Annotated in this window: 23 protein-coding genes and 2 pseudogenes; 13 read left to right on the forward strand and 12 right to left on the reverse strand. The window is 64.7% G+C overall.

Annotated elements, in window-relative coordinates; genetic code table 11:
• The first annotated feature begins 59 nt into the window (after positions 1-59).
• From JWS13_RS27430 to JWS13_RS27465, 8 genes are all read left to right on the forward strand, one after another.
• A complete protein-coding gene (locus tag JWS13_RS27430; RefSeq protein WP_206008467.1) occupies positions 60-431 on the forward strand; it encodes a cobalamin B12-binding domain-containing protein in 372 nt (123 codons plus the stop codon).
• Positions 428-2083, forward strand: coding sequence for an acyl-CoA mutase large subunit family protein (locus tag JWS13_RS27435; RefSeq protein WP_206008468.1), 1656 nt, complete (start codon positions 428-430; stop codon positions 2081-2083). Before JWS13_RS27430 ends, JWS13_RS27435 begins: the two co-directional genes overlap by 4 nt.
• The gene (locus tag JWS13_RS27440) at positions 2080-3747 is read left to right on the forward strand and encodes an AMP-binding protein (protein WP_206008469.1); all 1668 of its coding nucleotides are present in this window, start codon (positions 2080-2082) and stop codon (positions 3745-3747) included. The genes JWS13_RS27435 and JWS13_RS27440 overlap by 4 nt, the downstream gene beginning before the upstream one ends.
• Positions 3744-4763, forward strand: coding sequence for a thiamine pyrophosphate-dependent dehydrogenase E1 component subunit alpha (locus tag JWS13_RS27445; RefSeq protein WP_206008471.1), 1020 nt, complete (start codon positions 3744-3746; stop codon positions 4761-4763). The genes JWS13_RS27440 and JWS13_RS27445 overlap by 4 nt, the downstream gene beginning before the upstream one ends.
• Entirely contained in the window at positions 4760-5776 is a 1017-nt protein-coding gene (locus JWS13_RS27450; RefSeq protein WP_206008473.1) for an alpha-ketoacid dehydrogenase subunit beta, read from the forward strand. Before JWS13_RS27445 ends, JWS13_RS27450 begins: the two co-directional genes overlap by 4 nt.
• 33 nt (positions 5777-5809) lie before the next feature.
• Positions 5810-6151 (forward strand): EthD domain-containing protein, encoded by a 342-nt coding sequence (locus JWS13_RS27455; protein ID WP_206008475.1) that lies wholly within the window; start codon positions 5810-5812, stop codon positions 6149-6151.
• Between the two features lie 16 nt (positions 6152-6167).
• A complete protein-coding gene (locus tag JWS13_RS27460) occupies positions 6168-6791 on the forward strand; it encodes a histidine phosphatase family protein (protein WP_206008477.1) in 624 nt (207 codons plus the stop codon).
• 482 nt (positions 6792-7273) lie between these two features.
• A complete protein-coding gene (locus JWS13_RS27465) occupies positions 7274-7528 on the forward strand; it encodes a hypothetical protein (protein WP_206008479.1) in 255 nt (84 codons plus the stop codon).
• Positions 7529-7541: 13 nt separating this feature from the next.
• Here the strand turns inward: JWS13_RS27465 and JWS13_RS27470 are convergent, their stop codons facing one another.
• The 6 genes and pseudogenes from JWS13_RS27470 to JWS13_RS27490 all read right to left on the reverse strand — a co-directional run bounded on the left by JWS13_RS27470 (position 7542) and on the right by JWS13_RS27490 (position 12670).
• On the reverse strand, positions 7542-9302 hold the full coding sequence (locus JWS13_RS27470) for an ATP-binding protein (RefSeq protein WP_476748557.1): 1761 nt from the start codon (positions 9300-9302) through the stop codon (positions 7542-7544).
• Between the two features lie 165 nt (positions 9303-9467).
• Positions 9468-9836 (reverse strand): annotated as a pseudogene (locus tag JWS13_RS46620) (AAA family ATPase); the annotation flags it as partial.
• Positions 9837-10253: 417 nt separating this feature from the next.
• Positions 10254-10630 (reverse strand): annotated as a pseudogene (locus JWS13_RS27475) (ArsR/SmtB family transcription factor).
• A 361-nt stretch (positions 10631-10991) separates the two neighbouring features.
• Positions 10992-11183, reverse strand: coding sequence for a hypothetical protein (locus JWS13_RS27480; RefSeq protein WP_206008484.1), 192 nt, complete (start codon positions 11181-11183; stop codon positions 10992-10994).
• Between the two features lie 237 nt (positions 11184-11420).
• Positions 11421-12290, reverse strand: a complete 870-nt coding sequence (locus tag JWS13_RS27485; RefSeq protein WP_241032337.1) for an NAD-dependent epimerase/dehydratase family protein — start codon at positions 12288-12290, stop codon at positions 11421-11423.
• A gap of 71 nt (positions 12291-12361) precedes the next feature.
• Positions 12362-12670: a WhiB family transcriptional regulator gene (locus tag JWS13_RS27490; protein WP_206008485.1), complete on the reverse strand. Its 309-nt coding sequence runs from the start codon at positions 12668-12670 to the stop codon at positions 12362-12364.
• Between the two features lie 561 nt (positions 12671-13231).
• Between JWS13_RS27490 and JWS13_RS27495 the strand changes: the two genes are divergently transcribed.
• The gene (locus JWS13_RS27495) at positions 13232-13609 is read left to right on the forward strand and encodes a hypothetical protein (RefSeq protein WP_206008487.1); all 378 of its coding nucleotides are present in this window, start codon (positions 13232-13234) and stop codon (positions 13607-13609) included.
• Between the two features lie 39 nt (positions 13610-13648).
• Here the strand turns inward: JWS13_RS27495 and JWS13_RS27500 are convergent, their stop codons facing one another.
• Entirely contained in the window at positions 13649-14296 is a 648-nt protein-coding gene (locus tag JWS13_RS27500; protein ID WP_206008494.1) for a PAS and ANTAR domain-containing protein, read from the reverse strand.
• Between the two features lie 232 nt (positions 14297-14528).
• On the opposite strand from JWS13_RS27500, the gene JWS13_RS27505 reads away from it, so the two are divergent.
• Positions 14529-14711 carry a hypothetical protein gene (locus JWS13_RS27505; protein WP_206008501.1) on the forward strand — a complete coding sequence of 61 codons (183 nt, stop codon included), beginning with the start codon at positions 14529-14531 and terminating at the stop codon, positions 14709-14711.
• Positions 14712-14861: 150 nt separating this feature from the next.
• Here the strand turns inward: JWS13_RS27505 and JWS13_RS27510 are convergent, their stop codons facing one another.
• A complete protein-coding gene (locus JWS13_RS27510; protein ID WP_206008503.1) occupies positions 14862-15185 on the reverse strand; it encodes a hypothetical protein in 324 nt (107 codons plus the stop codon).
• Between the two features lie 312 nt (positions 15186-15497).
• Between JWS13_RS27510 and JWS13_RS27515 the strand changes: the two genes are divergently transcribed.
• Positions 15498-16775 carry an APC family permease gene (locus JWS13_RS27515; protein WP_206008505.1) on the forward strand — a complete coding sequence of 426 codons (1278 nt, stop codon included), beginning with the start codon at positions 15498-15500 and terminating at the stop codon, positions 16773-16775.
• A gap of 221 nt (positions 16776-16996) precedes the next feature.
• Positions 16997-17263, forward strand: coding sequence for a WhiB family transcriptional regulator (locus JWS13_RS27520; protein ID WP_206008507.1), 267 nt, complete (start codon positions 16997-16999; stop codon positions 17261-17263).
• 3 nt (positions 17264-17266) lie between these two features.
• On the opposite strand, the gene JWS13_RS27525 is transcribed toward JWS13_RS27520, so the two are convergent.
• The 3 genes from JWS13_RS27525 to JWS13_RS27535 all read right to left on the reverse strand — a co-directional run bounded on the left by JWS13_RS27525 (position 17267) and on the right by JWS13_RS27535 (position 19505).
• A complete protein-coding gene (locus tag JWS13_RS27525) occupies positions 17267-17803 on the reverse strand; it encodes a hypothetical protein (RefSeq protein WP_206008509.1) in 537 nt (178 codons plus the stop codon).
• Between the two features lie 85 nt (positions 17804-17888).
• Positions 17889-18140 carry a hypothetical protein gene (locus JWS13_RS27530; protein WP_206008511.1) on the reverse strand — a complete coding sequence of 84 codons (252 nt, stop codon included), beginning with the start codon at positions 18138-18140 and terminating at the stop codon, positions 17889-17891.
• A 126-nt stretch (positions 18141-18266) separates the two neighbouring features.
• The gene (locus JWS13_RS27535) at positions 18267-19505 is read right to left on the reverse strand and encodes a fatty acid desaturase family protein (protein WP_206008512.1); all 1239 of its coding nucleotides are present in this window, start codon (positions 19503-19505) and stop codon (positions 18267-18269) included.
• A 119-nt stretch (positions 19506-19624) separates the two neighbouring features.
• Here JWS13_RS27535 and JWS13_RS27540 point away from each other — a divergent pair, with 119 nt between their 5' ends.
• Positions 19625-20332, forward strand: a complete 708-nt coding sequence (locus JWS13_RS27540; protein WP_206008514.1) for a TetR/AcrR family transcriptional regulator C-terminal domain-containing protein — start codon at positions 19625-19627, stop codon at positions 20330-20332.
• Between the two features lie 16 nt (positions 20333-20348).
• Here JWS13_RS27540 and JWS13_RS27545 read toward each other — a convergent pair whose 3' ends face one another.
• Positions 20349-20732 (reverse strand): PPOX class F420-dependent oxidoreductase, encoded by a 384-nt coding sequence (locus JWS13_RS27545; protein WP_206008515.1) that lies wholly within the window; start codon positions 20730-20732, stop codon positions 20349-20351.
• Positions 20733-20775 lie beyond the last annotated feature (43 nt).

Genomic DNA, 20775 nt, shown 5'->3' on the forward strand with positions numbered 1-20775 from the left:
AAGGCACGCGAGTGACTCGAGTTGGTGCGAAAGCTACGAATGACTCCGGAACTCGATGCATGCTGGCCATGCTCGGGGTGGACGTGCATTCCAAGGGGCTCCGCACCCTGGCTCGACTGCTACGGGATCGTGGTGTCGAGGTCATCTACCTCGGTGAGCACAACACCGCCGCGGGTCTTGTGCAAGCCATGATCACGGAGGACCCCGACGTGGTCGGGCTGAGCTTCAGTACAAGCACTTATCTTCATCAGGTCACCGCGCTGATGGCCGAGATGAAGCGCGTCGACGTGGCCGACATACCGGTGATGGTCGGAGGGTTGATCCATCCGGACGACGAACCCGCATTGAAGGAGCTCGGTGTGAGTGCGATATTTGGACCCGGATCGACGATCGACGCGATCGTCGACTTCCTCGAAAGCTCCCGACGATGAACGAGTCAGGTGCCGGCGATTTCACCGCCGACCAGGCGTCGGTCAAGCTGTCTCGAACGGCGACGTGGGGAGGACTCGAAACCGAGGCCAGCTACGGCCCCGCGCAGCCAACGGAGGAGTACGAGTCGAATCTCGGCGACCCGGGAACCTTCCCGTATGCGCGTGGCGCCTACCCCAAGATGTATCGCAGCCGAATGTGGACTCTGCGCAACATCGTCGGCTATGGTACCCCGGCCGATACCCGCGACGGCATCGAGAAAGCTCGGGCTTCAGGATCTCCCGGCATCGACGTCGTCGTCGACACACTCAGCCAGGAAGCCATCGATCCCAATCATCCATCCTTTCCGTTCGAGGTGGGGATGGAAGGGTGCACCATCGCCTGCGTGTCGGACCTCGAGGAGCTCCTGAAGGGCATCGACGTCACCGAGAGCGACATCGCGTGGCACATGACGGTTCTGTTGTACCCCATGCTCGCAGCATATGCCCGACGACAGGGAATTCCGCTGGAAGAACTGCAAGGTTCGCACATGCCGGATCACCTGCAGCTCAACCTCACCGGGTACGGCGAGCGCATCATGCCCGCCCGGCTTGCTCAACGAGCGACAGTCGACTGTCTCGAGTTCGTGTCACGGCACAGCCCCCGGTGGGCCTGTGGATTCCCGCAGGCGTACAACATGCGCGAGCGCGGACTGACGCCCGCGGGTGAAATCGCGGTCGGAATGGCGATCGTCAATCAGACGTTGTCCGATCTGGCCGAGCGAGGTGTAAATGTCGACGATGTCGCTCCATGTCTGGCCTGGGTTTCCACATCCGACATAGACCTCTTCGAAGAAGTCGCAAAATATCGCGCTTTGCGGCGCATCTGGGCTCGAACACTCGCAGATCGGTTCGGTGCCGAAGACACTCGCAGCCTTCGGTTGCGCATTGCGTGTCACACATCCGGGCGGTCGCTGACGTTTCAACAGCCCTACAACAACGTGCCGCGAGCTACCATTCAGACATTGGCTGCAATTCTCGGCGGCGTCCAGTCGGTCGAAACGTGTACCTACGACGAACCCATATCGATCCCGACGCACGAAGCGCGCGAACTCGCAATCCGCACACAGCAAATCCTTGCGCACGAGGTCGGTGCGGCGCGAACCGCCGACCCGCTCGGTGGTAGCTGGTACGTCGAGGAACTCACTGACAGGGTTGAATCGGAGGCTCTGCAATTGCTCGAGGAGCTCGAACAGAGGGGCCTGCTCGAAGCGGCCGAATCGGGCTGGCTCGAGTCCCTGATGGACGAGAACAACGAGCGTGTCGAGCGCGAACTGTCCGACCATGGACGAATCGTAGTAGGAGTCAATGCTTTCGCCGGTGAAAGTGGAGCGAGACCACCCCGATTTACGTTTGACACCAAGGGAATCGCCGCTCACATTGCATCGTTCACCGCACGAAAAGACACACGAAACGTTCAAGACCTGCACGAGGCACTCCGCACCATCCACGAGACCGCGTCGCGGGGCGACAACTGCATGGACGCCATGATCGACGCATTCGTTCTCGATGCGACCAGCGCCGAGGTGTGGGGGACGTTCCGCACCGCCCTGGGATACGCCTACGACCCTTTCGGGGTTCTCGAATCCCCCCTCGCGACAAGGAAACCAGTATGAATGCGCCCGCACGTGCCCGTCTCACTCGTTCTTCGTGGGAAAAGGACCGATCGGTCGAGATCCTCGACGTGACCGCCGGCCAGGTGTTGCGCGACGCCGTCGCGGCGGTACCCGACAGCGTCGCGCTCGTGGACGGAACCGTCGGTGCCGAGGGCAGGCGCACATGGACCTACAGCCAGTTCCTCGAGGTGGCCGAAGGAGTCGCCGCGGTTCTCGGTTCTCGATATCAGCAGGGCGAGCGGTTGGCGGTATGGGCGCCGAACATGCCCGAATGGGAAATGGTGCAATTCGGTGCCGCGATGGCAGGCCTGGTGATCGTGGCGGTCAACCCTGCCTACACCGCCGTCGAACTTCAATACGTGCTTGCACAGTCCGAAGCTGCCGGAATCGTGGTGGCCCGGGAGCACCGGGGGGTCGATCTCATCGGCGTCGTCGACAGTATTCGCCATACGCTTCCGCATCTACGAGAAGTGCTGTCGATGGACGCGTCGTCGCCGCTGTGGGAGTTTCCAACGTCTCGCGGTGAGCTTCCGAACGTAGATCCCGACGATCCGCTCATGATGCAGTACACATCGGGCACCACCGGGAAACCGAAGGGCGTCGTTCTGACGCACCGCGCACTGTGCAACAACTCACGGTTGTTCGGACGCAGGCTCGCGCTGCCCGACCAGTCGGTATGGCTCAACTGCATGCCGATGTTCCACATCGGCGGTTCGTCGTTCGGTGCGATCGGTTCGATGTGGAGTCGATCCGCACACATCGTCACGACGTTCGATCCGGCGGGCATGCTGGATCTCATCGAAGACTTGAAGCCGGCCTTCGTACCGCTCGTGCCGACGATGGTTCTCGCAATGATGGAGCACCCCAGTTTCACCGGCCGCGATCTCTCGTCGGTCGACGTCATCATGGCGGGCTCCACGACGGTTTCCCCCGAGATCGTCCGCCGCGTCGAAGCCGAGTTCGGATGTGCCTTCGTACCGTGCTTCGGCCAGACCGAAGCCAGCGGAGTCATAGCTCAGGCACACCGCTCGGACTCCGCGGAGGACAAGTCGGGACGTGCGGGGCAGGCTCTCGAGCAGATAGACCTCAAGGTGATCGATCCCGTCACTGCCGAGATCGTGCCGTGCGGTGAGGTCGGGCAGTTCTGCCTCCGGGGGTACACCACGATGCGCGAGTACTTCGGCATGCCCGAGGAAACAACAGCGACAATCGACGTAGACGGATGGCTGCACACCGGTGACCTCGGATTCATGGACGATCGAGGTTATGTGCAGGTGGTCGGTCGATTGAAGGACATGATCATTCGGGGAGGGGAGAACATCTACCCGCGCGAGATCGAGGACTCGCTCGACAAGCATCCGGACATCAGCGAAGTGGCGGTGATCGGTGTTCCCGATGACTACTGGGGTGAACAGGTCGCCGCAGTCGTCCGAGTCGCGCCGGGTGTCGCGACCGCGAACGCAGAAGAATGGGCCGACTACGCACGCGCGCATCTCGCCGGTGCCAAGGTCCCGAGACTGTGGTACTTGCTCGATCGAATGCCGACCAACCCGGGCGGCAAGATTCAAAAGTTTCGATTACTCGATCTCATCAAATCGGGTGTTGCGGTCGACGCGACACCCGAGCGGTCGAGTTCGCGATCGAAGAAAGGAAGTGAGTCATGACGCAGTCTCCCACCACGGAGCAGGTTGACGTCGGCGATCTGTCGACCGACGACTTACGCGAGATGTACAAGACGATGCGGCTCATCACCGTCACCGGAGAGCGTGCGGTAGTCGAGGTCAAGGCGGGTCGGCTGAAGTCGGCCTTCTATCCCGTGCGAGGACTCGAAGGCTCCTGCGCCGCACTCGGTTCGGCGATGCGACCCGAAGATCAGATCGTATCGACATATCGCAGTCTCGGCGACGCCCTGGCGAAGAGATCGTCCCTGCGCCGCATCATCGCAGAGATCTACGGCAAGGCCGACGGCACGTCCAAGGGTAAGGGCGGAGCGATGCACCTCCACGACCAGGAGGCGGGGTTCATCACCAGCACCGGCGTCGTCGGAGCAGGTCTGCCGATAGCTGTCGGGCTGGCGCTCGCCGCTTCCATTCGCGGTGAGAAGCGCGCTGTCGTCGCAACGTTCGGGGACGGTTCGACGTCCATCGGCGCATGGCACGAGGCCATGAATCTCGCGGGATTGTGGAAACTTCCCGTCGTGTTCGTCTGCCAGAACAATCAATGGGCGGAGCACACCCCCATCGATGAGTACGCCGCGGTCACCGACCTCGAATCGCGCGCGCGGGCGTATGGAATGACGACAGCCAAGGTCGACGGATTCGATCCGATTCGAACGGCCCGCGTGCTCTCGGAGGCGACTGCCCGAGCGCGCGCTGGAGAGGGACCGTCGTTCGTCGAGGTCGTGACCTATCGTTTGACCGGACATTCCGGATCTTCCGACTATTCCTACATGCCCAAGGATCAACTCGCGGCGGCGACGGAACGCGACCCCGCACCCGCCTTCCGCAGATGGTTGCTAGACGCGGAAATCGTGGACGAGACGGCACTCGAAGAAATCGACAAGCAGGTCGCGGCGGAAGTGGACGACGCCTTCGAGTTCGCGCAGAACGCTCCGCAACCCAACGCGAGCGAGCGATACACGGACGTGTTCGCAGACGAAAGGCAGGTACCGAAATCATGACCGCGACAGTGGAACCCGAACTCGGCACATCGTCGACCAAGCGCATGACAATGGCGGTGGCGATGAACTCCGCGCTCGACCTCGCGATGGACCGTGATGATTCGGTCCTCCTCCTGGGGGAGGACATCGCCGACCCTGCCGGTGGTGTCTTCAAGGTGACGAAAGGCCTGTCGACGAAGTACGGCACGGGTCGTGTCCGTGCAACACCGATATCCGAGACCGCGATCATCGGCGCCGCAGTCGGCGCCGCGCTTGCGGGAATGCGCCCCGTCGCGGAAATCATGTTCATGGACTTCGTGACGGTATGTCTCGACCAGATCACCAACCATGCAGCAAAACTCCGGTATATGTCGGGCGGTCACTCGTCGGTTCCTCTCACGATACGAACGACTGTGGGAGAGCAGCGGTTCGGAGCGCAACACACGCAGTCGCTCGAAACGTGGTTCATGCACACTCCGGGCATCAAGGTCGTGATGCCGTCGAACCCGATCGATGCGAAGGGCTTGTTGGCGTCGTGCATCGCGGACAACGACCCGTGCCTGTACATCGAGAACATCTCGCTGGCCTACAGCCAGAAGGACGAGGTACCGGTCAAGGAGTATTTCACGCCGTTGGGAGAAGCTGCAGTCACCCGCGCCGGACGTGATGTCACAGTGATCACCTACGGCCCCGCCGTCCACACTGCGGTCGCTGCCGCAGAGGTGTTGGCCGCAGAGGGAGTCGAGGTCGAGGTGATCGACCTCCGCACTCTCATGCCACTTGATATGGACACCGTTCTGGCTTCGGCGTCGCGAACGGGCCGAGCGCTCATCGTGCATGACGCACATACCTTCCTCGGCCCCGGTGCGGAGATCGCTGCGCAGATCGCAAACGACTTGTTCGGCGAGCTGAAAGGCCCGGTCCGACGAGTCGGCACCGGTTTCAGTCCCGCGCCATACGCGCCGTCGGGACTGGACTTCCACCCGACATCCGACACGGTCGCCGCGGCCATCTGTGAACTCGTCGACTACTGACGCCACAAATCCGACATACGAAGGACAACAAACATGGCCAAGGGCATTCTCCTAGTTCTCAGCAACGCCACCGAAACCGGTAACGAAGAGGAGTTCAACCGCTGGTACAACGAGGTTCATGCGCCGGAGATCGTTCAACGAGGCGCGGCGGTGTCCTTCCGAAGGTTCAAGTCCTCGGGCGTACCGCTCGGCAAGGGCATTCCGGAACCCGGGCAAGAATACGCATGCGTATACGAGATCGAGGCGGAGACCGTCGAAGACGTCGAAGCAATCGCCCAGCGGTTGGAACAAACCAAGGATCAATCGCAGGGAGTGAGTCCCGACATGGACCTCACGTCCGTGCGTGCTTCGTTCATGGTCCCGGTCACCAGCTAGAAGGGGTCGTTCATCGGTGGAGTTACTGCTCATTCGCCATGGTGAACCAGATCTCGCGTCTGCGACGCTCCACGACCCCGAGTTGACGTCGCTAGGTGTCGAGCAGGCTGGTCTACTCGGTACATATCTCGTCGACGAAGACATCGCAGCGGTGTACACGTCACCGCTGCGGAGGGCCGCGCAGACCGCGGAGATCATCGGATCGATTCTGGGCCACACGCCCGTCGTACGTGACGACCTCGCGGAGTTCGACCGTGACGCGCCCGAGTACCTGGACTTCGCGAAATTGGCCGCGGACGGGGATCCACGATACGCGGCGTTCACTCGTGGCGACCTGAGCCCCTGGGGTACGGATCTCGAGACGTTTCGACGGCGCGTCACAATCGAGTTCGATCGCATCGTGGAAGACCACCACGGACAACGTGTCGCGGTGGTATCCCATGGCGGAGTGGCAAACTGCCATCTGGGACCTATTCTTGGCGCCGATCGGTTGTCGATTCATAAGCCGGCTCACACCGGCTTCGCGCGAGTGTTGGCCGATTCGAGCGGACGCCGCGAACTGATCAGCATGAACGAGACGTCGCACCTGCGTCCGCTCCGGTTGTCACCGCGCCACGCGGTACTGCCCACGAACAGCTGAGCGACCGGTCGCGTAGTGCGACCGGTCGCTCATCGGGCACTCAGTGCTTCACCATTGACTTCTTCGTGCAATGCGGCGTCAACCTGGGGCCACCTGTAACCCACCTAGAAGCCGCCGAATGGCCCTGGCAGTCTGAAGTGGCCTCGGTCGGGCGCTTCGATTTGGACCGCGTCGTCCCTTATCCGGTGAGTGGTGTGACGGCTGGAAGCGGGCCCACGCCCTGGCGGAACTCAGGACGGCACCACCCGGATCGCAGAAGGCGACCGCCTCCTCGTCGACGGAGGGGCGGAGCCGGGGCGGGCGGGGCTGGGACGCCTCCACTGACCGAGGCCGGCGGCGGCCGGTGTCGGTCGTGAGGAACGCGGTCTGCTCCAACTTTGCTATAGAAGTGTGATCCAGGACATAGGTACCTACGTAGGTAGTTTGCCGAATAGATTCCAGGGGCGTCTCCGGCCAGGCTTGGACCTGGACAAGGAGGTCACATGAACACAGAGGAGTTGGGTGTGCTCGAGCAGGTTGCGGTGAGGGAGTTGGTGGCGCATTCACACAGGTGGTGTGGGTCTGACAGTGCGCAGATCGACGTCCGCCGCGGAAGTTCCGTTGCCGAGGATCAGGCGCTTGGACGACTCGAAGATCTGGGTCTCATCGCATTCGGCGCGGCTGGGCGAAGCACCGGCGACGTCATTCTGACGCACGCGGGCGTGGAAGCGCTCGCCTACCTCGCGGCTACCGCGTGAGTCGTTTCGGTGGTCAGTCCGAGTGTTCGGACGTGCTGAACCATCGCGCGATCTGCGTTCGCGAGCGGAAGCCGAGTTTGACGAGGGCGTGCTCGACATGAGCGTCGACGGTCCTGGGCGAGATCACCAGCTTGGCAGCGATCTCCCTGTTGGTGAGTCCTTGGGCCACCAGAGCCGCGATCTGCTGCTCACGCCGTGTAAGGCCGGCGTGAGCAGCAGGCTTTCGGGCTCGGGGTTTCGGTTCTGCCCCGGATCCCAAGGCGAGCGCCACCGATTCTTCGAATGAGAGTTCCTGACCGGTAGCGAAGATCTGCGCGAACTCCGGGTCGCCTAGGTGCTGACGCAACTGTGCTTCGATTCCGCTGGTGACGCCCTGTACGGCGGCCTGAGGCAACCGCATCTGGCTGTAGCGCCAGATCGATTTGGCCGCGCCCAGAAGCATGGCGGCGCGGTGTGGATCGCGTTCTGCGTCCGACCACGCGAGCCCCTCGATACAGACGGCCACCATGCCTGGCTGCTCGAACATCTGGTAGAGGTGGATCGCTTTCCTCATGAGCGCTGTGGCGGAGACGACGTCTCCTTGGCGCCACCGGACTGCACCGAGTGGGTACAGAGCTATTGCATGGAGTAGATGCACGCCAAGTTTCTCCGCGAAGTGTACGAAACGGAGTGTTATCTCTTCTGCCCGTTCGTGATTCGTGATAAAAACGCATAGAGCGGAAAGCGCCATCGCTTCCGCCACGAGGACTGTGCGCTCTCTGTCGATCCCCAGTTCGACTGTCTTTTCGGCCTGCTCGAAAGCGAGATGCGCGTGCCCGTCCGCAAACGCCTCCAAGGCTGAGGCGAAGGGGGTGATCACGCTGAAGTCGTCGAATCCCGGTCGCGTGATCAGCTCGCGATATTCGCGAAGTAGTGTCCGGGCTTCACCGGTCTGTCCGGCCAGGAACCCGAGAATGCTCGCGGCAACGAGCCCCGCGGCGCGGTCCACCGTGGGCTCGGTAGTTCGGTCGAGAGCGCGACGGAGCCATTGACATCCCTCAATCATGGAACCGGATTGCTGCCAGAATGGACGCAGTGCCGTTGCCATCTCGATCGTGGTGTCGACGGCGTCAGGGTCGGACAAGCTGAACTCGAGTGCTTCGCGAATATTTGCCTGCTCGCTTCGCGTCGTGGCGTACCACTCGACGTCGCTGCTGCTGCAGTAGTCGGTGAGGCCGAGCTGGGCGAGGCGGAAGAAGTAGTCGCGGTGACGACGCCGCACGAGCAGTTCGTCCGGGGACGACGCCAACTTCTCGCGGGCGTACTGGCGCACAGGTTCCAGCATCCGGTAGCGGCCACGCAACCCGTGAGTGCCGTTGATGCGGACGATGACCGATTTGTCGACCAGACCTATCAGCGCACCCACGACAGTGGGTTCCGGCTCGGCGGCCAGGCAAACCCCTCCCGCGGTTTCGATCGTAAACCCTCCGGAGAAGACGGAGAGCTGCTCCCACAGTCGACGTTCCTCCGGTGTGCACAACCGGTAGCTCCAGTCGACCGCGGCATCCAACGTGCGATGGCGTGGGTGTCGCGTCCGCTCGGTGGCTGTCAGAACCTCCGTATGCGCGAGCCGCTCTGCGATCTCGGCCGCGCTGAAGGTCCGGACGTGGGCTGCGGCGAGTTCGACGGCCAAGGGTAGGCCCTCGAGCGCTCGGCACAGCTTCGCGACCGCCTCGCGGTTTTCCTCGGTGATCCGGAACCGCGGGTCTGCTGCAGATGCGCGTTCCTCGAACAACACCATCGCCTCGCTGAGCCCGGTTGCGGTGGACTCGTGTGTGAGTGGGGGTACGGGGAAGACCTGCTCACCCACGACCCCCAGCACATGTCTACTCGTCCCCAGCACTTTGAGGTCCGGTGCCACCTGAAGAAGTCCGCTGATCAACACCGCGCAGGCCTCGGCCAGGTGTTCACAGTTGTCGAGGATGACGAGAAGCCGTCGTTCCCGAAGATGGTCGACCAGGATGCTCAGAGGGTCGGACGACTCGTTGCGAATTCGCAGCGCGGTGCTGATGGTTCGTGTGAGCAGGTCGCCTTGACGGAGATCCGCCAGTTCCACCAGCCACACCCCGTCGGGGAACTGGCGCCGGACCTCGCTTGCGAGCCTGAGTGCGAACCGTGTCTTGCCGACTCCACCCATGCCGGTCAAGGTCAGCATCCGAGCGGAGGCAAACAGGTTCTTGGCCTGTGTGAGGTCGTCCCGGCGGCCGACGAAGCTGGTCAACTCCACAGGCAGGTTGCCGGCCGGGCGCACACTCATGCTGGTAAACATCTCACCTTGTCCGGCGTAATGCCACGTCGCCCCCGACAGGAGTGCGTCTGGTTGAGCGCTGCTCTCCTGGCACCGTCGGGCGACGCTTTGAGATGCGCTCGCGGGCCGGCGGCCATCGAGGCCAAATGGCTGTGCTGGTGAAGTGCACCGTGGTGACACCTTCGCGCGGGCCCGTGCTCGCGGAACGAGGTGGTCTCATCACAGTGCGCGCGACGGACCGATATCGCGTAACCGTGTCGTTGTTGGTCGGTGGTCGCGGCCTCGCTCGAGCTGAACTTCTTGCCCTTTTATGCGCTTGAACTGCGAGTTTGAGGCTACCTTTAGAGGAGGAGATCGCGAGCATCGTCCAGGTGGCGTTCACGATGAACGCCACCGACCAGGTCGTCGACACCGCCATGAGCCACGGTGTCGACACCGTCACCGAGTCCGGCAACGTGCTGGCGCGAGATCGCCGCCCTCGGTCAGCAGCACGGCGGACAGTTGTTGCAACGCCGACGGGATCACCCAGTAGTACACCCAGGTGCCGCGGCGTTCGCAGCCAGCAGCCCGGCGACGCGGAGCACCTTCAGGTGGTGCGAGCTCGTCGGCTGCGACAGGTCGAACGACGCGGAGATGTCGCAGCCGCAGGCTTCGCCGCCGGGATGGCTGGCGATCAGGCTGAGCAAGCGCAGGCGCACCGGATCGCCGAGGGCCGAAAACATCCGGGCCAGGTCGCCGGCCCAGTCCTCGGTCAGTGGTTCACGCGCGAGCGGCGAGCAGCACTCGCCGCCGTCCAGCTCGTTTTGATTCGACATGCGTCTATATTGACGAATCGAATCAAGTCGCATGCGGAACACGCTCGCAGGGCTGCCTGCCGAGGATCGGCTGGCCTGATCGACGAAATATGTTGTGCTACTTCCCTACTTCGCGCGCACCGGCACCCGGAGGGCCGCGGCGTGGCATCGTATCGAATTGGCCGTTGAGGTCTGTTCGGGGACGACTTAATCTGGAGGGTGCGGGCCGTATCCCGTCGGGTCGAGATTTGGCAGTCCGGGATACGACTCGCCGGAGGGGCTTGTCGAGGACAGCGCGCGGTCGGATTGCGGTTCCGGTCGCGTCCATAGATTGGCGGGCCCCGGCCCCAGCCTGCCGCTCGTCCGCTACGGTCCGATCGTCCTAGCGAGCGCCTTCGGTGTCGTCGAAGAACGACCAGCCGTCGGTGTGCCGGACTTCCATCCGCCAGCCGAGTTCGCTGTTGTCGGCACGGACGTCGACGAACCAGGCGTGTGCATCTTCCGCGCTTTCGATGTCCTTGGTCTCGGTCTCGACGACGTTGCCGGTGGGATCGAGTACTCGATAGGTAGCCATGTTGTCCGAACGCCCAGGGGCGGACTGGGTTAACCGATGCGACGGCACAGCGCAGGTCGTGGCACCACCGGCGGGTTCGGGGCCGCGATCGTGGAACTCGCGTAGGCATCTGCGTGCTGAAGTCTCGCTATTGCCGGCTTCATTGCGGGTGACGCGGCCGAGCAGCGAACCGGAACGCTGTGAGACCGGCCGGCCGGGGCGCTGGTCATCGCCGAACGGCGAGCGGGCACAACAGCGCTATTCAGGGTGTGCGTCCGACGCCGGTGGTGATTTCGTTGCATCGGCGGCGGGCGGTGTCTGCAGCCAGGGGTGCGGTGGGCAGGCCGCTTCCCGCTCGGAGACCCCAAAGTAGTCGGCCAGGAACCGCCGATCGACGGGAGGGTCGGTGGCGAGGTTGTATGCGCCGTGTACCGGCGGGAGGACTGCTTGTACGTATGCGGCTGCGGCATCGTCGGTGTGCAGGATCTGTACCCGGAGCTGGTCCGGTAGCGGCACGGCGGGCACAGCTGCGCGGCGGGCCAACGAACCCGGAACGAATGGGCCGCCGAACAGTCGGCGCTGTGAGGTCGCGGACTCGCGTTTGAAGATGAACCCTGGCCGCCTCCGCACCACCCGGACTGCGGAATTGCGGATCTCATACGCGTCGAACCAACGTTCGAGATAGGCCTTCTCTCGGGGATACGCGGCTCCGGGCCACCCGTGGGTGGGCCAGTTCTCGCTGACTTCCCGGTCGGAGGGTCCCGGGGAGTCGGCGGCCACGGACGACGCATATACCAGGGCGTGTACTCGTTCGGCGGCGACGGCGTCGAACACGCCGATGGCGCCCAGCACGTTGTTGCGCCACGTCGCAGCGGGCTTTCTGGTCGGCTGGAACAACCAGGCGAGATGGATCACGGCGTCCGCGCCACGGACAACAGCGCGCAGGTCACCGGTCGCGATATCGGTGGTGACAAAGGTGGTCTTCGAGGTGGTCCAGGCGGTGGGCCTGCGGGCGACTGCCATCACAGTCTCTACGTGCGGGGTGGCCCCGAGAGCGGACACCACGCTGGTCCCGACGTTGCCGAGCCCACGACACGCCAACTGGATGCGGAGCCGGTTCTTGGACAATGGACAGCTCAAAGGCCTTCGCCCACCGCGAGTAGAGCGACGACGCTCCCACACGGCAGCGATCGACCCTGTTAGTGGGTTCGTCGCTCCCACGCGCGTGGGGGTCGGGCGGCGTGGCGGGTGCGTCGGGTGTGACGGGTGCGTTCGGTTTCGGACATGCCGCCCCAAATGCCGTAGGCCTCGGTGGTAGTGAGGGCGTGGTCGCGGCATTCGGCGAGGACGGGGCAGTTGTGGCAGATCTGTTTGGCGGCGTGCTCGCGTCGGGCGCGGACGCTGCCGCGTTCTCCGTCGGGCGAGAAGAACATGTCGGTGTCGGTGCCGCGGCAGGAGGCGACATGCTGCCAGTCCTGATCGGTGGGGTGGTGCGAATGGTCGAGCATGGTGGAGTGGGTCGCTTTCGAAAGTCGAACGGGGAGCGATCTTCCCGGGAGGTGCGGGTGTTCATCCGGGGCCGCGGTCGGGCGGACGGTCGTCGGTGGCGTGACGGCACATCAATGACATGGGCGGCCTGGGTTGGTGGGATCTCCTCGACAATCGCGTGCAATGGAGGGTTTACGCCCCCGCCTGCTGTGGTCCGGGGATCCGGGACGGCAATTCGGTTCGCCGCCACATCCACAGCAGTAGGTGCCTGGGTGCGTCGATGCCTGGGCTCGACATCGGTGATACCGGGAGTCACCCCGGATGCTTCACGCCCTGTGTCGCCCGGAAGGGGCGGGTGCAGGGTGTGCAGTCAAGGGTAATGACCCGGCGCTCGGCGCTGAAGAGAATCGCTGGAAAGTAACTGCCGTCACATCCGGTGAGCCCGTCAGAGCTTCTTCCAGCCCGAGCAGGCGCCGCACGATGGTGACGCTGCTGGCCCAGGGGCAGGCGCGGGCGGCGATGAGCCGGTCCGGGTGAGCGGTGGGAGCGTGGGCCACGCCGGTGCGGGGTATACGGCCGCTATGTCGACTTCCGCCGCGCGTGTTCTTCCCCGGGTTCTGGGTGTCCTGACCGCCGCATACAGTGTTGCGATCATCGTCTCACCGAAACTTCTCGCGAAGCCCTGCAAACTCACCCGCGTCGACGGCGTCGTCCCTCCCGAGGTCGCGACGGTGATCCGGGCGGTGGGGGTGCGTGATGCGGCGAGCGGCTTGGCCCTGGTCACGGCACCTGCCGGGGCGGCGCTACGCGCCGCAGTCGCGGTCCGGGTGGTCTCCGATTTCGGTGATGCCGCGGTCTTCGGGCTCACGCTTCCCGATGCGGCGACCAAGGCCAAGGCCGCCGGCGTCGCCGCGGCATGGGGCACGTTGTGCGCGTACAGCGGGCGTCACACCGGGTAGGGGGGGGTCGGCGCGCTGAACAGCCCGCGGGCCTTTCCGCTACTGCGGTCGGTGGGATGGTTGGTGGGCGGTGAGCAGTAGGTGGTCGAATCGGGTGCGCAGGCCGGTGTCGGGTTCGAGTTCGTCGAATGCGGCGACGATGTGTTCGGCGATCGTGCGGAGCCGGGTGTTGGTTTCCTGTGAGCGCCAGGTGAGGATGTCGAACGCGCGGTCGGCGGGGATACCGTAGACCAGCATCAACGCCCCCTTGGCCTGTTCGATCACCGCCCTCGATTGCTCGAGTTCGGCGACGGTTTCGTCGACCGAGTCTTTGACGTCGCTGCGGTGGGAGTCGGTGATGTCGATGTAGAACCCGCTCGTGCCGATCACGGCGCCGGCGTCGTCGTGCATGCGGTCGCCGACGACCACGACCTGGCGGACCTTGCCGGTGGCGGTGATGATGCGGTGTTTGCTGGAGAACGGTTCGGCGTCATTGATCATCCGGTCCAAGACCCGTGCGACGTGCGGGTGGTCCTCGGGGTGTTTGTGGGAGAGCAGCAGTTCGGTGGTCGGAGTGACCTCGCCGGGCCGGTAGCCGTGCATCTGTGCGACGGCCTCGGACCATTCCCACCGTTGCCCGTCCAGGAAGAAGCGGAAGCTGCCCACCCGTTGCGGCTCACCGCCACCGAAGACCTGTTCAGAATCCACGCCTCATTTTCTAGCAAATTCCGCTGCCCGACATTTGCCGGGCAGTCGGTTCTGCCCCAGAATCGTGGGTCAGCGGCGGGCGGTCGAGACTGCGGTCTCGTCTACGAGCGCCCGGACCAGGACAGTCGCCGAGCCGGGCCGCGCAGGCATTCTCGTGGGCGACGATTGCCTCCTGCCAGTCCCGATCGGTCATGCCGAGCCCGTCGCGGATGGCTGGAGGTGGAACCCCGAGATGCGTGGCGATGTGCTCCCACGACCTGCCCGCCTGGAGGGCCTCGATCACCGCGCGGGCGAGGCGCTCGTCGTTCTGGTCACCGTCAAGTACGGCATCAGCGCTGTCAACGGCCACGGGAAGTCTGTCCGGTCTGGTGCGCTCGACGAGCACGGAGTCGTATTTGCATCCATGCGACTCTAGCGGTTGCAGTCAAATGATGATATAGCCGTGAGTTCGATGGTGACGCGCAGCGACGCTCACCGTGCGGCCGCGGCACGGTCATCGTCGGACGGGATCTCCACCCGACTCGATATCAGTGATCGCGTCAGGCGCCTTCAGTTCGGGCTCTTACTACTCGGCGCGTCCGGACGGGAAATGCACCGATCCGTCGTTGCCGATGCAACCGCCCTGAACCGGGCCGCTGCCGAAGAAGACGCCGTTGAGTTGCCCGCTGCCTCCGGGGGAGTTCGATCCGACTCCGGCACCCCCGACGCCGATCGCCCCGCACTGATAGCTGTTCATGTCGTTCGGTTCGCTGTGGACGTGGAGTTGCGCGCCGGGTGTGTTCGGGTCTCCATGAAATCCCGGTGCCGCCGCTGCGACGCCGGAACCGAGTGCAAAAGCGGTGGCGATCGCGGCCGATGTAACCGCCGTGCGCAATGCGAACGTGTTCATCTGATCTCACCTTTGATTCGATTGTCGCCCGGCTGCCACCGGCCGATGAGTCTCGGGTTGCAGACAATGTCCGGAGTGTCTGTTTCCCGATGGACCAATTATGGTCCGGGCGGTTGGCAGAAATCACCCCTTCGCGTGGTTACCGACAATTCGAATGCGAAGTCCACACCCGGCCGTCGGGGTCCTGCTCGTGGCCGCGAGTATGCCGCAGTAGCGAAACCGATTGACCCCGTGGAGTTCACGTCTGCGTACCGGAGGGCGCTAGCGTTGGGCGGCCAGACATCCGCACGTTCGAAGGGGAAACTGCCACGCATGACCGGTGACGAGATTTCGGACGGCAACGACGCGCACCCGGCTGCGACTCCGCAGTTGCGGCGGCGGTTGGGTGTGTTCGACTCGGTGATGATCGGTCTCGGGTCGATGATCGGGGCGGGGATCTTCGCCGCGCTGGGGCCTGCTGCGTCCGCTGCCGGCGGCGCACTGCTCGTCGGGTTGGCGGTGGCCGCGGTGATCGCCTACTGCAATGCCAATTCGTCGGCCCGGCTCGCCGCGTTGTATCCGCAGTCCGGTGGCACCTACGTCTACGGGCGTGAACGCCTCGGACCTTTCTTCGGGTATCTGGCGGGCTGGGGCTTCGTGGTCGGCAAGACCGCGTCGTGTGCCGCGATGGCCCTGACCGTCGGCGCCTACGCCTGGCCCGGGCGCGAGCATCTCGTCGCGGTGGTCGCCGTCGTCGCCATCACCGCCGTGAATTACTTCGGTGTGCAGAAGTCGGCCCTGGCCACCCGGCTCATCGTGTTTACGGTGCTCGCCGTCCTCGCCGCGGTCGTCGTCGTGTGCCTGACCGGCCCCGACACCGGGTTCGACGGCCTGGAGATCACGTCCGGCCACGGCGTGACCGGGATTCTGCAGGCTGCCGGTCTGCTGTTCTTCGCGTTCGCCGGGTACGCCAGGATCGCCACGCTCGGCGAAGAGGTGAAGGACCCGGCCCGGACCATCTCCCGGGCGATTCCCCTCGCCCTGGCGATCACCCTCGTCGTGTACCTGTGCGTGGCGGTCGCCGTCCTGAACGCGCTCGGTGCCGACGCCCTCGCGGCCGCGACGGATCCGCTCGCCCAGGCGGTTGCCGCTGCGGGATTCGGGAGCCTCGAGCCGGTCGTCCGGGTGGCCGCGGTGATCGCCTCGCTCGGCTCGCTGCTCGCCCTGATCCTCGGGGTGTCGCGGACGACATTCGCGATGGCGCGCGACGGCCACCTGCCGCGCCTGCTCGCCGCCGTCCACCCCCGGTTCGCGGTGCCCTACCGGGCGGAGTTGGCGGTGGGTGTGGTGGTGGCGCTCCTCGCCGCGACAGCCGACCTGCGCGGTGTCATCGGGTTCTCCTCGTTCGCCGTGCTGGTCTACTACCTGATCGCCAACGCGTCCGCCTGGACCCTGTCCGAGAAACCGTGGCCGCGCCTGGTGGCGGTCGTCGGCGCCACCGGATGCATCGTCCTCGCCGCGTTCCTTCCCCTGACCTCGGTGATTCCGGGTGTGATCGCCCTCGCGCTCGGGGCCGTGATCTACGCGATCCGCTCATCGCGTCGTTCCTGATCCAAGCACCTGATCCAAGCGCCTGATCCAGGCTTCGACGCGCGATCGGCACGGGGTGCAGTTAATCTGTCATCGGTGCGATTGTCGATCGCGCCTCGTCGCCGGAGCCGATGTGTTGCGAAAACCTGTCCGCAGCTGAATCTTTCACTTGTTTCATCGGGCTGTGCCCGCATTCCCAGTGCCCTGACCGTGTTCGGTGTTCGAGAGGGGAATGACTTCACATGTCGGAACTCCACTGGATAACGCGAGGCCGGTGCCGAGACGGAGACCCGGATCGGCTGTTCGTGCGAGGCGCCGCGCAGCGCAAGGCCGCCGCGCTGTGCCGGCACTGCCCGGTGCTGATGGAATGCGGCGCGTATGCGCTCGACAATCGTGTCGAATTCGGCATCTGGGGTGGGATGACCGAGCGTCAGCGCCGGGCACTGCTCGAGGCGCATCCCCATGTCCGTTGGTCGGATCTCTTCGAGGGGCCGTCACGTGCCCGGTAGCGCTCACCCGGTCAGGTAGAGAACCACCCTGAAGTACCGGGAATCCCGACGGAACGTCGGTGTGGCGAGACCGTACCGCTCGAAGTATTCGTGCTGTTCGATGAACCGGAAGTCGCGGGCGGTGCTGGGTATCGAGCACTGCAGATTCGGCATCCGCCACGTGCCGGTGTCGGGCACGCACCACATCTGCACGGTGCCGGGCAGGATGTTCCAGCCGTCGTCGGTACTCAGTGCGAGGTTCGCGACGACCTCGATCGACGCGACCACGCCGCGCACGGACATTGCGGGCACGGTCGTGAACCCCGGGTACCTGTCGACGTAGAAGGCGCCTCTGCCGGAATCGTTCGGCCCCTCCTCGGCCAGTGATCGGATCTCGGCGGGAAGCTCCTGTTCGTCGAGCCACGAGAGTGTGGCGGTCACGGTGTCACCGGGGTGCCAGAGACGGTGCGTGGGGACGGGCTCGTCGTCGACGAAGACCGTGAGTGTCTGGACGAGCATTGTCATGCCCCGCGCAGTCGGCGGGTCGATGGGCGAAGCCATCGGGCGCGGGGTTACCTTGCGGCAGACGATACGCCGCTGCCGCACTGAACGCGGCAGCGGCGTTGAGCCACCCTGGTCGAGGGGATCAGTACGGCAGCGAGGAGCAGCTGGGGTGGTCGACGATGGCTTGACCCTGGCACATCGCGCCCTGCGCGTCGTCGTCGAAACGGTCGCGCCGATCCCGGTCGCGATTGTCACGGTCCGACTGGGAGGTGACGGCGACGTCACCGCCGCCCGTCGAAGCGGGCATGGCGTGCGCGATTCCGGCCGCGCCGGTGACGGAGAATGCGACTGCGGCGAACATCAGGCCGGCGCGAATGGCGGTGTGGCGAAACATGCGGAGTCCTTGCTGGTGTGTGGTCGAGTGTTCCTTGACCACACCAACACTGCCCCTGGAAGGAGTCGGTCGACAGCCACCCAAGGGTGCGCCTTTCCCACCCCCTTGTGGGAGCAGGCGGGGGCGTCAGGTCCGTCGGCGCCCTTTCGCGTGTCGTCGGCGGTTCGCTGTCGCCTCGCGCAACGCGGTGCGCAGTCCCGCCCGCCGTCCGGTGCCTCCGTCGGCGGGCTCGGTGAGGGCGGTCCGGAATTTCAGTTCGGACGCGGTCTCGGGAGCGTCGTCGGCGGTCGCGGACAGAAACCGGTCCGGGAACGCCAGCTTGTGGATGGTGCGCAGGGTCAGGAAGTATTGCTTGGCAAGCGAACCGGTGGTGTACGGCAGATCGTATTTCTCGCACAGATCACGGACCCTCGTTGCGATTTCCGCGTAGCGGTTGCTGGGAAGGTCGGGGAACAGGTGATGCTCGATCTGGTAGCAGAGGTTGCCGCTCAGGAACGCCAGCACCGCTCCGGCCCGGAAGTTGGCGGTGCCCAGCATCTGGCGTAGATACCATTCGGCCCGGGTCTCGTGTTCCAGTTCCGCGGGCGTGAACTTCTCTGCGCCGTCCGGGAAGTGCCCGCAGAAGATCACGACGTACGCCCACAGGTTTCGCAGCAGGTTGGCCGAGAGGTTCGCGGTCAGCGTCCGTCGCCACCGCCGCCCGCTGACGGCGGGGAAGAGCACGTAGTCCTTGCCGGCCTGTCGAGCGATCTTGCCGAGCAGTGCGCGGGTGTGGGCGCTTTTCTCGGCGGCGGTGTCGACGCGGTCCCGTTCGGAATACAGGCCGTGCAAGGCGATGCCCCATTCGAATGTAGATGCCAGCAAAAGGTTCCGCAGCGGCTGCAGCAGATTGTCGGGCTTCCACGGCTGGTCGCGGGTGATGCGGATGACGCCGAACCCGAGGTCGTCGTCCATCCCGACCACGTTGCTGAACACGTGATGGCGATAGTTGTGCGAGTACTGCCACTGGGACGACACGCCTGCCATGTCCCACTCCCACGTGCTGGAGTGGATTTCCGGGTCGTTCATCCAGTCCCACTGGCCGTGGGACACGTTGTGCCCGATCTCCATGTTCTCGACGCTTTTGGCCAGAGCCAGGGCCGTCGTCCCGAGGATCCACCCGATTCGCGCCCGGCTGCAGTGGATCAGCAGGCGCGCAGCGGCATCCAGCGCACGCTGGAACGCGATCGTGCGACGGATGTACGTGGCATCGCGTTCACCGAGCGAATCGGTGATGTCCCGCCGGATGGCGTCGAGTTCGGAGCGGAGCGCCTCGACATCCTCCTCGGTGAGATGTGCGTATTCCTTGATGTCGGATATCGCCATATTCGACTCCCGATTTCCGGCCCGCGCCATGCTTCACCCTGAAGTGAACGCTGCATTCCTCAGGCTGTCAACACTGTAGATCTACAGTTCAGGCCTACAGTGTTGGTGGAGGTGTCGTGATGGCCGATGAGCCCGAACGTCGTTCGATCCACTCCGACGGCGGCCCGATCACCCGGGAGCGGATACTCGAAACTGCGCTCGAGATCGTCGACCGGGACGGAATCGACGGGCTGTCCATGCGCCGCCTCGGCAAGGCACTCGACCGCGACCCGATGACTCTCTACCGTCACGCCCCCAACAAGGCAGCGCTGCTCGACGGTCTCGCGGAGCGCGTGCTCGACGAACTGGAGGTCGATACCGGTGACGGCGACTGGGCCACCCAACTTCGGGAGGTTGCGCGGGGTTTCCGCCGGCTGGCCCTCGCCCATCCTCAGGTGGTGCCGCTCCTGGTTACCCGGCCGCTGTCGACCCCGCTCGGGCTCAGGCCGCTCGGCACCCTGCGCCCCCTCGAGGACATCCTGACCCTGCTGACCCGGGCGGGTTTCACCGACGCCGACGCCTTGCACGTCTATCGGGCGTTGTTCGGTTTCCTCTACGGGCACGTCCTCAACGAACTGCAGGAGCTCGTCGAGCGCCCCGACGAATCCGACGACCTCCTGCGCCTCGGTCTGCACCGCCTGCCGATCGGTGAGTTCCCGCTCCTGCGTGGTCTGGCGCCGGTGCTGGCGTCCTACGACGGCGCCGCCGAACTCGAACGCGGAGTCGACATCCTCCTGGCGGGCCTGACCGCGACGCTGAAGCGCCGGGACGGCTCACCTCCGGAATGAACAAGCAGCGATCGGCTCAGCCGACGCCGACGGTCTGTCGCTCGGGCTCGATCACGGCCACGACGCGCTCTTCGTCTCGGGGGTAGGGCGCGCCGGTGTATTTCGTGGACAGCTGGTCGATGATCTCCCACGCGGCATCGCCGTCGAGCCATTCGACGACCCGCCCGCGGACGACTACGGGTTCGAACGGGTTGTCGACGGGCGCGATGGACAGCGCCATCCGCGGGTCGCGGCGCAGGTTGCGTGCCTTGCGTGAGCCGGGACCGGTGAGGAAGACGATTCGGTTGTCGTGGGTGCCGATCCAGAGGGGAACGGTGTGGGGCGAGCCGTCCGGGAGGGCGGTGGCGAGGTGAGCGATCGAGGTGCCGTCGAGTACTCGGCGCACGTCGGGGTCAAGCATGGGTCTGCTCCTTCATCGGGGGTGCCGGCGCGAGGCCGGTGTC

Origin of the sequence: Rhodococcus pseudokoreensis (genome assembly GCF_017068395.1) — a bacterium.
GTDB classification, from domain to species: domain Bacteria; phylum Actinomycetota; class Actinomycetes; order Mycobacteriales; family Mycobacteriaceae; genus Rhodococcus_F; species Rhodococcus_F pseudokoreensis.